Below are 12,996 nucleotides of genomic sequence, written 5' to 3'. Positions count from 1 at the left end.
GAGCCCTTCCGGCATGAGTCTCGTCCGCAATTTTGCAACCGTCGGCAGCGCGACGCTGTTGAGTCGCCTGCTCGGTTTCGTCCGCGATGTGCTGCTGGCCGCCGTCGTCGGGGCCGGGCCGGTTGCCGATGCCTTCGTGGTGGCCTTCCGCCTGCCCAACCTGTTCCGGCGGCTGTTTGCGGAAGGGGCCTTCAACTCTGCCTTCATCCCGCTGTTCGGGCGAACGGTCGAGGAGGAGGGCGATGCAGGCGCAAAGCGATTTGCCGGTGAAATCGGGGCTGCCCTGCTGTTCTGCCTGCTCGTGCTGACGGCCTTTGCCCAGATCTTCATGCCGTTGGTCGTCTGGGCGCTGGCGCCCGGCTTTGTGGAAGACCCCACCAAATACGATCTGACGGTGCTGATGTCGCGGATCGCGTTTCCCTATCTGATCTTCATGTCGATGCTTGCCTTCATCGGCGGTATTCTCAACACCTACCAGCGTTTTGCCGCCGCCGCATTTGCACCCGTGATGCTGAATGTGGTGATGAGCGCCGTACTGGGCACCGTGCTTTATCTCGGCATCAAGGACGAGACCGCGCTCGGGGTCATTCTGGCTGTCGGCGTCACTGTCGGCGGTATCGTGCAGCTTGCTGTCGTTCTCATCGACCTGAAGCGCCTCGGCTTCAAGATCCCCGTCTTCCGGCCACGCTACACCAAATCGGCCAAACGCCTGCTGATGCTCGGCATTCCGGGTGTGGTTGCAGGTGGGGTCACCCAGATCAACATTGCCGTCGGCCAGATAATCGCCTCGATGCAGGAAGGTGCCAACGCGCTGCTCTATTTCGCCGACCGTCTCTACCAGTTGCCGCTCGGGGTGATCGGCATCGCCATCGGCGTGGTGCTGCTGCCGAGCCTCACCCGGCAGCTACGCGCCGGTCACATGGGCGCTTACCAGCACAGTCTCAACCGTGCGCTGGAGTTCTCGCTGGTGCTGACGCTGCCGGCTGCCGTCGCGCTGGCGGTGGTGCCGCAGGAAATCGTCTCGGTGCTGTTTCAGCGGGTGCGCTTCGATGCCGCCGCCGTGGAAGGCACAGCCGCGGCGCTGACGGCGTTTTCCTTCGGTCTACCCGCCTTCGTGCTCAACAAGGTGTTTTCGCCCGGCTATTTCGCCCGGGAAGACACCAAGACACCGATGATCTTCGCCGTTATCGGCATGATCGTGAATGTCGGACTGTCGGTGGCGCTGTTTCCGATGCTCCAGCATGTCGGCATCGCGCTGGCCACCACGCTGGCAGGCTGGGTGAACACCGGGCTTCTGATCATCGTTCTGTGGCGTCGCGGCCATTTCCAGCCAGATTTCAAGCTGCTCCGGCGCCTGTCGCTGGTGGTGCTGGCCAGCCTGCTGATGGGGGTCGCGGTGCATTTTGCCGCCGTCTACATGGCGCCCTGGCTGTCGGCACCGTGGCTGGCCGTGCGCGCGGGCAGTCTGGTTCTGCTCGTGCTCGTCGGCATGGTCACCTTTGCCGTCTTCACCCAGGTCAGCGGCGGGTCCGACCTCATCGGCATGCTGAAAGCGTTGAGACGGCGCAACACCTGAACGCGAAACGCCGGAGCGCACCGTTTCCGGCTTGCATGGATCACGGACCGGGCTTAAACCCGGCCCGCCCAAACATTCATAGCGCCCTTCCAACCGGCCGCACCATCAAAGGGATCTGAAATGGCGGAGTTCCAGCCCCGTGTCTTTTCCGGCGTCCAGCCGACAGGCAATCTGCATCTTGGCAACTATCTGGGCGCCGTTTCGCGCTGGGTTCCGTTGCAGGACCAAATGCCGACGATCTTCTGCGTCGTCGACAGCCACGCCATCACCGCAGGGTTTCCGGATCCGCACGAGCTTGCCCAGGCAACCCGTGAAGTGACCGCTGCCTATATGGCCGCCGGCATCGATCCGAAGAAATCGATCATCTTCAACCAGAGCCAGGTTCGCGAACACACCGAACTTGCCTGGATCTTCAATTGCGTGGCACGCATGGGCTGGCTCAACCGCATGACCCAGTTCAAGGAAAAGGCCGGCAAGAACAAGGAAAACGCTTCCGTTGGCCTGTTCGCCTATCCGAACCTGATGGCTGCCGACATTCTGGCCTACCGCGCGACCCACGTTCCGGTCGGCGATGACCAGAAGCAGCACCTGGAACTGACCCGCGACATCGCCGCCAAGTTCAACAATGACTTTGCAGAGCGGATCAAGGAACTGGATATCGGCATTGCGAACCCGACACCGTCGCCGGAACTGCCGGAATATCTCTATTTCCCGATGACCGAACCGATGATCGCAGGACCGGCCACCCGGATCATGTCGCTGCGCGACGGCACCAAGAAGATGTCGAAGTCCGACCCGTCGGACCTGTCGCGCATCAACCTGACGGACGACGCGGACTCGATCTCCAAGAAGATCAAGAAAGCCAAGACCGATCCGGACGCCCTGCCGAGCGAGACCGACGGCTTGGAAGGCCGCCCGGAAGCGGACAATCTTGTCGGCATCTATGCCGCCCTCAGTGGCGCGACCAAGGCCGATGTGCTGAAGGAATACGGCGGCCAGCAGTTCTCCACCTTCAAGCCGGCCCTGTCCGACCTGGCGGTGGCGAAACTCTCGCCGATGACCGACGAAATGCGTCGCCTGATAGACGACAAGGCCCAGATCGACGCCATCCTGAAGGAAGGCGCCGAAAAGGCCTCCACCATCGCCGAACCAGTCCTGAAGGATGTCCGCAAGATCATCGGTTTCCTCGACGTCCGTTAAGACGCTGCGGCACCAACCAGAGCCTGAAAACCCGGCAGGTTTCTGCCGGGTTTTTGTTTGGATGGGATGGCGGACGAACAGGATGCCTGGACGTTGGGCCCAGACCTGGCCTCATCTCCGTCTTCCCATGGCTCGACCATGGGAACCATGCCATTGCGCCGCAAAGAGAAAAGGCCTTGCCGTGAGCAATGGTCACGGCACGGCGACTTGTCATCCCCGGACAGGCAGCGATCCAGTATCCAGCTGAATGTGCGATTATTCGTCTCGGACGACACGGCGTACAGGATCCCGGTCTTGCCGCGTTGCGTCAAACCGGGATGACAAATCATGGCAGCGCGTGGGAGCCGGTACTGACGACAGCAAATGCTGAATCCCAGGCTTCGCTACGCATTGCCTGGGATTAAAAGGCAGGCCTCTTTTCCCCTTCCTCAGTCCCGTCATCCCATGGCTCGACCATGGGATCCATGCCGATACGCCCCAAAGAGAAAAGGACTTGCCGTGAGCAAAGGTCACAGCAAGGCGACTGGTCATCCCTGCACAGGCAGGGATCCAGTATCCAGCTGAATGTACGATTATTCGTCTCCGACGACACGGCGTACTGGATCCCGGTCTTGCCGCTTTGCGTCAAACCGGGATGACAATTCATGGCAGCGCGTGGGAGCCGGTACTGACGACAGCAAATGCTGAATCCCAGGCTTCGCTACGCATTGCCTGGAATGAAAAGGCAGGCCTCTTTTCCCCTTCCTCAGCTCCATCATCCCATGGCTCGACCATGGGATCCATGCCGACACGCCCCAAATCGGCAAAGCTTTGCCGTGGGCGAAGGTCAGGGGATGGATTGCAGGGTCGAGCCCTGCAATGACGGGGTGGGTTGAGAGGTTGGGATTTTCATCCGGCCGACTGGGCTAACCTGCCGGTTTGTACATTGCCACTGCATCCGCCGCAGCCGCCCCGCGACCTGCCCCGTCAAACGCTATCCTTGCGCTCGACAACAAGCACTCTTGCCTCGCCGACCGGATGGGCCACATGGGCATCGCCGTCGTTGGCGAAGAAGATCTGTCCTTCGGTCAGGCGCTGAACCTTTTCGGCTCCGGCCTCGCGGTAATGCATGTCGACAGTGCCGGAGAGAACGACGAAGACTTCCGGGCCATCGTTGACGTGCCACTTATAGGGCGTGTCCGTCCAGTGCAGACGCACCGTGATACCGTCCAGTTCGCCGATCAGGCGTGACCCCCAGGCTCTTTCCGCCGTAAAGCTGCTTGTATCGAGATGGAAATCCATGGAACTCTCCCGCTGCAAAATCACTCAAGTGTGCTATCGCGGGCAGGCTGCCGTTTCTTCCGGCAATTTGACCGGTTCAGCCGGTCATTTGCCGGCGGGCGGCGGTAGCTTCCCACTCAGAACAACGACAGAAAACCCATGGATTCTATCGACCGGACCTTGCTGCAACTGTTGGAAGCCGACAGCCGGACACCCGTGAAAACGCTGGCCGCCCATGTTGGCCTCGCCCGATCGAGTGTTCAGGCCCGGGTCCGGAAGCTGGAAGAAAGTGGCGTCATCCGCGCCTATACAATCCGGATCAGCGATCCCGACCCGGCAGAAATCGAAGCCTATCTCTGGATACGGACCGGATCGGCGACCTGCGCCGCCATTGCCCCGATGGTTTCAAAATTCGAGGAGGTTCAACAGTGCCGCTCGATTTCCGGCGACCGGGACATGGTGCTGCTGGTTCGGGCCCGGACGCTGGAAAACCTTGCCGAGCTTCGCAACCGTATTGCTGCCCTTGACGGAATTGCCAATGTCGAGACCCATCCGGTGCTGAAGGACTGGATATGAATGCGGCCGAAACCACCGAATTACTTTTTTATCGGCCGATGAAACGGTTTCTCAAAGTTTACATCGCACTCTCAAGGCAACAGGATCTTGTAGAGAGTAGTTATCTTGGTCAGTCAAAACAGCGAACGCGCGGCCAAAGCCGCGCCAGAAGCCGATGACGCGCAGGAGAAATTCTTCGTCGAAGAGCAAAAGCTTTCTTCAGCGGACACCTTAACTACCGACGATTATCTAAACACCGTAAAAACCCGCCGCGACGATGACGCCAGGTCCGATACCGGGCCAGAAGTCGGACCGGGTCGCCGGGTGACCGATGCTCCCGTATCAGCGCCGGCCAAATCGCTGCAGCATCTTGCCGTGGCCGGCATGATTGTCGGCCTTGCCGCTGGTTTTGTCATGGTTTACGGCGAGGGCCTGAACCGGTTTTTGGGCCTTGGCCTGACCTTCTTTGCAGGTGGATTGGCCGTCTGGCGTCTATTTGCAGACGACATGCAGCGGTCTGTCCAGGCGCTTCAGGTGAAAGACGACAAGATCCGCCGTCTGATGGCCCGCTGCGAGGAACTGGAAGACCGCGCCTGGGAACTGGGCGAATCCGACGAACGTCATGCCAGCATTCTGGCAACGCTTGGCGACGTCGTGGTGCGACGGGACCAGGACGGCATCATCACCTATGTCAATTCGGCTGCGGACGATGTGTTCGGGCTCGGGCATGCCTTGCAGCCGGGTGCGACCCTGCATCTGCCGCTGCTTGAGGAAGTGGGCTTTGAGAGCGCCGTCACGCAGGCGCTGGACAAGACGACGCCGGGCATGGGGTTCCAGGATCTCCACATCGACACCGCACAGGGCCCGCGCTGGTTCTCGCGCATCGATATTCCGGTGCGCGACACGACAACGGATCGCCAGCTCGTGCAGACCGTTCTGCGCGATGTCACCGAACGGCGCCTGATCGAAGAAGAACTGCTGGCCGCCCGCCATTCGGCGGAAAGCTCAAACGAGGCGAAGTCGCGGTTTCTGGCGACTGTCAGCCACGAAATCCGCACCCCGCTCAACGGTGTGCTGGGCATGGCCGCACTCCTGCGCGACACAAGGCTGACCAAGGAACAGAGCGCCTATATCGAGGCGCTGGAAACTTCCGGCGAAACGCTGCTGCTGCTGATCGATGAAGTGCTCGACTTTTCCAAGGTGGAAGCCGGCAAGCTCGATATTCAGGCGGCCCCGGTCCGGGTCGGCGCGCTGGTGGAAAGCGTCGTTGAACTGCTTGCGCCGAAGGCCCACGCCAAGTCGCTCGAAATCGGCTCGATGCTCGATCCCAACCTGCCGGAAGAGGTGACGCTGGACGCTACCCGCGTTCGCCAGATCCTCTACAATCTCATCGGCAACGGCATCAAGTTCACCGATGAGGGCGGTGTCGCCGTGGAGCTGACCGGGCGTTCCAATCCGGACGGCGGTGGTTTTCTCGATATCGATGTGCGCGACAGCGGCATCGGCTTCGATGAACAGGAAGCCGAACGATTGTTCCAGGAATTCGAACAGGTCGACCATGGCCCGGCGCGCAAATTTGGTGGAACCGGCCTTGGCCTGGCCATCGCCCAGAGACTTGCCGGACTGATGGGCGGCGAAATCGCGGCGCAGCCCGCCGGGGACGGCGGCGCGCAGTTCCGCGTGTCCCTGCCGATCCCTGAGTCCCTTGTTGCCGACACGGACCCGCGTCTGGCGAAGCTCGAAGGCCGCAGGATCGTATTCGTCAGCGCCAGCCAGATCGAATGCCCGCTGCTGGCCAGACGGCTGAGATATCATGCGGCCAATGTGAGCGTGCATGCGCCGGGCAGTTCGGATCTCGATGCCGCATTGGCCGAAGCCGACCTTCTGGTTGTCGATAACGGCGCCCTGTCCGACAGCGGCGGCTGGCTGGCCTCCGCCCGCCTGACCGGCTGCAAGGCCCCTGCCGTCGTGATGATTGCCCCGCCGGAGCGCGAGCGCCTGGAGCATCTGCGGGAAGCCGGGTACGCCGCCTACCTCATCCGCCCGGTGCGGATAGAGACCCTTGTGCAGATCTTTTCCGGCCTTCTGGAAGACGAGGGTATGGAACATGCCTGGGACGCGAGCGCGGAACCTGTCAGCAACGGCTTTCTGCCGAACCGCTACCAGGTGCCGGCCCGACCGTTGCGCCTGCTTGTGGCGGAAGACAACGACATCAACCGGCTTTTGAGCGAAGCCATGCTGCGCAAGCTCGGCCATGTGCCGGTAATGGTGATCGACGGTGAAAAGGCCGTCGAGGAAGCCGCCAGCGGCGCTTATGACGCGATCCTGATGGATCTGCACATGCCCGGTCTCGACGGGTTTCAGGCGATCCGCCAGATCCGCGCGGACGAACAGGCCGCCGGCCGGCCCAATGTGCCGGTGCTGATCGTGACCGCCGACGTGATGAAGGACGCACGGGACAAGGCCACCGAAGTGGGGGCCGCCGGCTATCTGACCAAGCCGCTTTCCGTTGAAGCGATTTCCGACGCTCTGGCCGAAGTCAGCCGCAGCTGAAGACGTTTTCCGGTCCGGCAAGCACAAGCTGCAAACGGAAGCCTTGCCACCGGCGCTCGTGAAAATTCACAAAGCTGCAAGAGTGGGCTAAGCTTGCGCCTGGAAAACACAGCGCAAAAAACCGAGTGTCATCCAGCTGTCGGAATAGTATGTTCTACGGCAAGCTTGAAGCACACTGACCGGGTTCGGACTTCCTGTTCCGGCAAAGGTAATTCGGCTGGTGAAACAGACAACAACCTGTGAAACCTGTAAGGTGCGCCAAAAGGAATACACGAGGGTGGAATGTCCATAATGCGGCAAGGGCTTTTTTCTCCCAGGAAACTGGTCAGGAAATTCACACCGGCACTGCGTCCGGACTCCAACCTTCCCACCACTCCGCGCATCGGGCCTGCCCTGCAAACACCGGTCAAGACCGGTGAAACACTCGGCCGGATCGGCTCTCTGGAAGTGCGGATGGCCCGTAACTTCAAGGAAGTGAAAAAAGCGCAGCGCCTGCGCTATGAGGTTTTCTACGAGGAAATGTCGGCCATTGCCGACGCGCATACGCTGGCGACGCGCCGCGATGCAGACCCTTTCGATGCCTATTGCGATCACCTGCTCGTGGTCGACCATGATTCGCTGAAGCGCAACAAGCTGGGCCGATTGAAGCCCGAGATCGTCGGCACCTACCGGATCCTGCGCCAGGAAATCGCCGATCAGCACACCGGTTTCTATACCGCCGCCGAATACGACATCCAGTCACTGATCGACGCCAACCCCGGCAAGCGCTTCATGGAACTCGGCCGCTCGTGCGTGCTGAAGCCCTACCGCAACAAGAAGACCGTCGAGCTGCTGTGGCACGGCATCTGGGCCTATGTGCTGCGCCACAATATCGATGTCATGCTTGGCTGTGCCTCGATTGAAAGCACAAATCCGGATGCCATTGCCGGCCAGCTTGCCTTCCTGCATCACAATGCCCGCGCCCCGGAAGAATGGCGCGTGTGTGCGGTGGAGGACAGATATGTCGAAATGAACCGCATGCCGGCCGAGGAACTCAACGCCAAGGAAGCACTGCGAGCGCTGCCGCCTCTGGTGAAGGGCTATCTGCGCCTTGGCGCGTTCATCGGCGACGGGGCGGTGATCGATCACCAGTTCGGCACCACGGACGTTCTGATCATCATGCCGGTGTCCGAACTCAACACGCGCTACGTCAATTATTACGGCGCCGACGCAAGCCGCTATTCCAGCTAAATCCGGCTGTAGCTGCCAAGCTTTCCCTTGTTATCCCGGCCAGGCAAGGCGCGAGCCGGGATCGGGGGAGATGTGATCCTTTCCACTGCGCTCTGACAGGGTTCCCGTCGAGCCAGGGCCTGATTGCGTCCCCTGAACAGGACGCTGCCGTCTCCTTGCAAAAACCCGTAGCCTTAACGCCCCCTTAAATCGCCGCAATTTAAGCTCATCTCCGGGGAAACCGGTGCTTGCCGGATAACGCCAACCCTGGTTGGTACGGAGTTAGGGGACGGAGGATCAATGGCGCCTCGGGCGAAACGCCAGCCGCGTGTTGAACCGACATTCGGAAATTCAGGCAGCAGCCTGCTCGACCTGCGCTTGAGCCCGCAGGACCGCCCGGCCGCGCCTTCTTCCAAGTCGTCCGGCAAAGGCAAGACGCGCAAGGCTCCGGCCAAGAAAAAACCCGCTTCCTCCCCCCGCAAGACCGCCAAGAACGGCAACGGCAATGGCCGTGGCAACGGAAGGGGCGGTGGCCGCTCCGGTGCCAAGCGGCGCAAGGCCAGGCGCAAGAACAGGTTTCAGGCGCCGACCGCACTCGGCCGTTTTCTCAAGCGTGGCTTCTACTGGAGCATGGTGCTCGGTATCTGGGGTACCATCGCCGTCGTCTGCCTGGTCGGCTATTACGCCGCCTTTCTGCCGCCGACCTCCGAATGGCAGGTTCCGGCGCGCCCGCCCAACGTCAAGATCGTCGCCGCCAATGGCGAATTGCTGGCAAACCGTGGCGACACCGGCGGTGAAGCCGTGCGCCTGGAGCAGTTGCCGCCCTATCTGCCCAATGCCGTCATCGCCATCGAGGACCGGCGCTTCCGTTCCCATTTTGGTGTCGACCCGGTCGGCCTCGCCCGCGCCGTCTACACCAACTTCACCTCCGGCCGCCTGCAGCAGGGTGGCTCGACGCTGACCCAGCAGCTTGCCAAGAACCTGTTCCTGGAACAGGACCGGACGATCAAGCGCAAGATCCAGGAACTGGTGCTCGCCTTCTGGCTGGAGGCCGAATATTCCAAGGACGAGATCCTGGAAATGTATCTGAACCGGGTCTATCTCGGTTCCGGCGCCTATGGCGTGGATGCCGCCGCCCGCCGCTATTTCGGCAAATCCGCACGACTGTTGACGATACCGGAAGCAGCTACCATCGCAGGCCTGCTCAAGGCGCCCTCGCGCTATTCGCCCGCCCGCAACCCGGACCTTGCAGAGGACCGTGCGCAGCTCGTGCTCGCCGCCATGAACGAGGAAGGCTACATCACCGGCGACGAAGCCAAGAATGCCCTGGCCGCGCCCGCCAAGGTGGTGCGCCGCTACACAACCGCCAGCGAGAACTATGCCGCCGACTGGGTGATGGACGTGCTGCCGCATTTCATTGGCTCGATTGAGACCGACATCGTTGTCGACACCACCATCGACCCCAAAATGCAGCGCGCCGCCGAACAGGCGCTGCGCGGCGCATTGAAGGAAAATCGCGAGAAATACGGCGTTTCCCAGGGCGCTGTCGTTACGCTGGATACCGCAGGCGCCGTGAAGGCGCTGGTCGGCGGGGCCGATTATTCCAAGAGCCAGTACAACCGCGCGGTCTATGCCAAGCGGCAGCCGGGCTCTTCGTTCAAGCCGTTCGTTTATCTGGCCGCATTGGAAAACGGCCTTTCGCCCCAGTCCATCCGCCAGGATCAGCCGTTGCGGTTCGGCAACTGGTCGCCGAAAAACTATTCCAAGGACTATTACGGCCCGGTGACGCTGACACGGGCGCTCAGCCTGTCGCTCAACACCGTGGCCGCGCAGCTGACCTATGAGGTCGGCGCGGGAACCGTTGCCGACACAGCCAAACGGCTGGGTGTCACTTCGGACATGAAGAACAACCTGTCGATCGCGCTCGGAACCTCAGAAGTCACGCCGCTGGAAATCGCCGGCGCTTATGTGCCGTTTTCCAACGGCGGCTACGGGGTGTTGCCGCATGTGATCCGGCGAATCCAGACTGTGGATGGCAAGACGCTCTACTCCCGCGCGGGCGATGGCCGCGGCCGGGTGATCGACCGCCGGCTGGTCGGGGAAATGAACATGATGATGTCGGAAACCCTGTTGACCGGCACAGGCCGCAAGGCACGGCTGGACAGCGGCCGCCCTGCTGGCGGCAAGACCGGCACCAGCCAGGATTTCCGCGATGCCTGGTTCATCGGCTACACGGGCAATCTGACCACCGCCGTCTGGCTGGGCAATGACGACAACTCCCCCACCCGCAAGGCAACCGGGGGCGGATTGCCTGCAACCGTCTGGAAAGAGGTGATGGACGCCGCTCATGAAGGCCTGCCGGTGGCGGACCTGCCCGGCGTGCCGGATGTGCCGGCAACCGTCTCCGCCCCGCGCAAACCGGGACCGGTGGAAACCGTCGGCTCCGGCAGCGAACCGATCCCGCCAGCCCCCATTGGCGGCGGCGAAGGCAACGGCGAAGGCAACGGCGAACGCCGCGGCCCGCTGAACCTCTTGCGCAATCTGTTTGGTGGTGGGTAAGTCGGAAGAAAATCGTTTACGGCTCACATGGCCGTATTCGAAGTCATTTGGGGTGGTTTTGGGGTCCTGATCGAGTGTGCAGCCCTTCCTTCGAGACAGGCCTTTGGCCTTCCTCAGGATGAGGTTGAATATGTTGACCTTCAGCAGCTTTCCTCAAACATCGACCTCATCCTGAAAGTCTAGCTGGAAAGTGTCAAAGGACGCAGTTGTCGTGGTTCCTGTCATGAACTTGCGCTCTTCTCAGGCGTCATCCCCGCGAAAGCGGGGACCCAGGACTCCGTCAGGTAAGAATTAAGTCTATAAAGCTAGCTCATGAGGTCACTGGATCCCCGCTTTCGCGGGGATGACAATGTGGTTGAAGCCGTCACCCCGGGCACCACTTTCGAACCAGACACTCACAGGTGAGGTTCAATATATTCAGTCGCAGCGGCTTGCAGCACCCGTCAGCCTCATCTTGAGGAAGCCCGTGAGCGCTGTCTCGAAGGATGGGCCACTTGCTCCACACACCAGAAAATCTTGCGGCAAATGTCCGGAAGTTCCGCCTCAACACTGATGGCTGTAGGTGAACACCAGCGTGTCGGTGGTGTAGCGGCCGGTTGGGCGGCACTTGTTGAAGACTTCGCGGGTTCCGGTGACCGTGACCTGAAGCTGGTCGCCGCGCACCGGGCCTTCGACGAAATATTCCAGCGGCGATCCCGGGCAGTATTTGGAAAACACCCGGGCGGTGCCGGAATACCAGTTGCCGTTCTTGGAACCGCTGAAAAGCAGCGTGCCACGCTGGACGCCGGCATTGCGCAGAACGGGTTTCGGCACTTCGTAAGACAGCCAGCGCTGATTGCCCTGCGCCTGCAGGCGCATGAGCGAACCGTTGTGGTTCCAGCAGCTATCGGCCATCGCCTGACCGGTGAGGGCCAGACCCGGCAAGACAAGGCCCAGCAAGACGAGCGTGACCGCCCGGATCGGATATTTCCAGTTTATCATGTCGCCTCTCCCAGCTCCCACAGGGAGATCGAAGCATATTCTCGCGTGTTTGCAACAGGTTTTGCCGGACCATCTTTATTCGTTCCGGATGGTCTGGTGGCATGAGCGCGAGGGTAGGTCTGGGTCAGCCGTATCCGTGCAGGCGGACGCCGTTCTGCTTCAGCCAGACGCGAGCCCGCGGCGTTTGCGGGGCGAGTTGTTCGCACAAGCGCCAGAACCGCGCCGAATGGTTCATTTCCTTCAGATGCGCCACTTCGTGGGCTGCGACGTAGTCGAGGATCTCCGGTGGCGCCAGAATGAGCCGCCAGGAAAAAGACAGCCGCCCATTGGAGGCGCAGGAACCCCAGCGGCTGGTGGTGTCGCGGATGCTGATAGCGGCAATCTTCTTGCCGATGGTGGCTGCATGAACGGCGGTGCGGGCCGAAAGGTCCGCGCGGGCCTGTTCCTTCAGCCAGGTGGTGACCTTGCGCGGAATGTGATCGTCCGCGCCCGGCACGAACAGCGCCGGGAGTTCCATCTCGTCGTGACCCAGAGTGATCAGCCCGCGCAGCTTTCCGGTCGGTACGATGATGTGATCCTCGCCGCGCAATGGCACGGTTTCACCGGGCAGAAAGGTGACATGGTCCGGCCTGTCCTGCAGTCGCTCGATCAGCCAGTCGATATGCTGGCGGGCGAACCGCTCGGCACGGGCAAGGTCGCCGCCCTTAGGCACGGTCAGCACAGGACCGGAGCGATCTGCCGGCAGACGCAGAAGATACCGCTGCGCGCGCGGATTGGCCTTGAGACGGATGCGCACGGCGCTGGCACCGGTCTGGATCTCGATATGATCGGGCAGCGTTTTCTTGCCGGCGCGGAGAAACATCAAGGGCGAAGGTCCAACGAATCAGTTGTCTCGATTTTAGCGAACTTGCGCGCGATTTTGCGGCAATTCTGAAGGCGGAGATCTTTTGAATTTCCAGCATCCGGTGGGATAGCCGCAATTTTGGTTGCCACGGAACGGACAAAAGCGGCGCCTTTGCGGGCGCCGCTTTTGGTCTGGCCTTCGGGGACCGTCCGGGAGGAGGTGACTTTACAACGGTGCGGCTTCGCTGCCGTTGCTGCGG

Annotated in this window: 10 protein-coding genes; 6 read left to right on the top strand and 4 right to left on the bottom strand. The window is 61.4% G+C overall.

Annotated elements, in window-relative coordinates; all coding sequences use genetic code 11:
* The first annotated feature begins 13 nt into the window (after positions 1-13).
* A complete protein-coding gene (gene murJ, locus SIAM614_RS18590; RefSeq protein ID WP_006936924.1) occupies positions 14-1,576 on the top strand; it encodes a murein biosynthesis integral membrane protein MurJ in 1,563 nt (520 codons plus the stop codon).
* Positions 1,577-1,696: 120 nt separating this feature from the next.
* Complete coding sequence (trpS, locus tag SIAM614_RS18585; protein ID WP_006936923.1) at positions 1,697-2,776, top strand: tryptophan--tRNA ligase; 1,080 nt, start codon at positions 1,697-1,699, stop codon at positions 2,774-2,776.
* A gap of 966 nt (positions 2,777-3,742) precedes the next feature.
* Here trpS and SIAM614_RS18580 read toward each other — a convergent pair.
* Positions 3,743-4,057 carry an AraC family ligand binding domain-containing protein gene (locus SIAM614_RS18580; protein ID WP_006936922.1) on the bottom strand — a complete coding sequence of 105 codons (315 nt, stop codon included), beginning with the start codon at positions 4,055-4,057 and terminating at the stop codon, positions 3,743-3,745.
* A 138-nt stretch (positions 4,058-4,195) separates the two neighbouring features.
* On the opposite strand from SIAM614_RS18580, the gene SIAM614_RS18575 reads away from it, so the two are divergent.
* The 4 genes from SIAM614_RS18575 (at position 4,196) to SIAM614_RS18560 (ending at position 10,912) form a co-directional block, all read left to right on the top strand.
* On the top strand, positions 4,196-4,612 hold the full coding sequence (locus SIAM614_RS18575) for an Lrp/AsnC family transcriptional regulator (RefSeq protein WP_006936921.1): 417 nt from the start codon (positions 4,196-4,198) through the stop codon (positions 4,610-4,612).
* A gap of 105 nt (positions 4,613-4,717) precedes the next feature.
* Positions 4,718-7,144: a hybrid sensor histidine kinase/response regulator gene (locus SIAM614_RS18570; protein ID WP_006936920.1), complete on the top strand. Its 2,427-nt coding sequence runs from the start codon at positions 4,718-4,720 to the stop codon at positions 7,142-7,144.
* A gap of 291 nt (positions 7,145-7,435) precedes the next feature.
* Positions 7,436-8,374, top strand: a complete 939-nt coding sequence (locus tag SIAM614_RS18565; protein ID WP_006936919.1) for a GNAT family N-acetyltransferase — start codon at positions 7,436-7,438, stop codon at positions 8,372-8,374.
* Positions 8,375-8,653: 279 nt separating this feature from the next.
* A complete protein-coding gene (locus SIAM614_RS18560) occupies positions 8,654-10,912 on the top strand; it encodes a transglycosylase domain-containing protein (protein ID WP_006936918.1) in 2,259 nt (752 codons plus the stop codon).
* A 543-nt stretch (positions 10,913-11,455) separates the two neighbouring features.
* On the opposite strand, the gene SIAM614_RS18555 is transcribed toward SIAM614_RS18560, so the two are convergent.
* The 3 genes from SIAM614_RS18555 to SIAM614_RS32770 all read right to left on the bottom strand — a co-directional run.
* On the bottom strand, positions 11,456-11,893 hold the full coding sequence (locus tag SIAM614_RS18555; protein ID WP_006936916.1) for a hypothetical protein: 438 nt from the start codon (positions 11,891-11,893) through the stop codon (positions 11,456-11,458).
* 124 nt (positions 11,894-12,017) lie between these two features.
* Positions 12,018-12,755, bottom strand: a complete 738-nt coding sequence (locus SIAM614_RS18550; protein ID WP_006936915.1) for a M48 family metallopeptidase — start codon at positions 12,753-12,755, stop codon at positions 12,018-12,020.
* Positions 12,755-12,996, bottom strand: a 242-nt coding sequence (locus SIAM614_RS32770) for a hypothetical protein (RefSeq protein WP_006936914.1), incomplete at its 5' end; no start/stop codon positions are given. The genes SIAM614_RS18550 and SIAM614_RS32770, both read right to left, overlap by 1 nt.

The sequence above is a fragment of the Roseibium aggregatum IAM 12614 genome (genome assembly GCF_000168975.1).
Lineage (GTDB): Bacteria > Pseudomonadota > Alphaproteobacteria > Rhizobiales > Stappiaceae > Roseibium > Roseibium aggregatum.
This window is presented reverse-complemented; position numbering and strand designations above follow the sequence as displayed.

Bases quoted from the DNA above. Each gene is read 5' to 3' on its own strand.
- SIAM614_RS18565 (WP_006936919.1), top strand. From the start codon at position 7,436: ATGCGGCAAGGGCTTTTTTCTCCCAGGAAACTGGTCAGGAAATTCACA.
- SIAM614_RS18550 (WP_006936915.1), bottom strand. From the start codon at position 12,755: ATGTTTCTCCGCGCCGGCAAGAAAACGCTGCCCGATCATATCGAGATC.
- SIAM614_RS18580 (WP_006936922.1), bottom strand. From the start codon at position 4,057: ATGGATTTCCATCTCGATACAAGCAGCTTTACGGCGGAAAGAGCCTGG.
- SIAM614_RS18560 (WP_006936918.1), top strand. From the start codon at position 8,654: ATGGCGCCTCGGGCGAAACGCCAGCCGCGTGTTGAACCGACATTCGGA.
- SIAM614_RS18555 (WP_006936916.1), bottom strand. From the start codon at position 11,893: ATGATAAACTGGAAATATCCGATCCGGGCGGTCACGCTCGTCTTGCTG.
- murJ (WP_006936924.1), top strand. From the start codon at position 14: ATGAGTCTCGTCCGCAATTTTGCAACCGTCGGCAGCGCGACGCTGTTG.
- trpS (WP_006936923.1), top strand. From the start codon at position 1,697: ATGGCGGAGTTCCAGCCCCGTGTCTTTTCCGGCGTCCAGCCGACAGGC.
- SIAM614_RS18575 (WP_006936921.1), top strand. From the start codon at position 4,196: ATGGATTCTATCGACCGGACCTTGCTGCAACTGTTGGAAGCCGACAGC.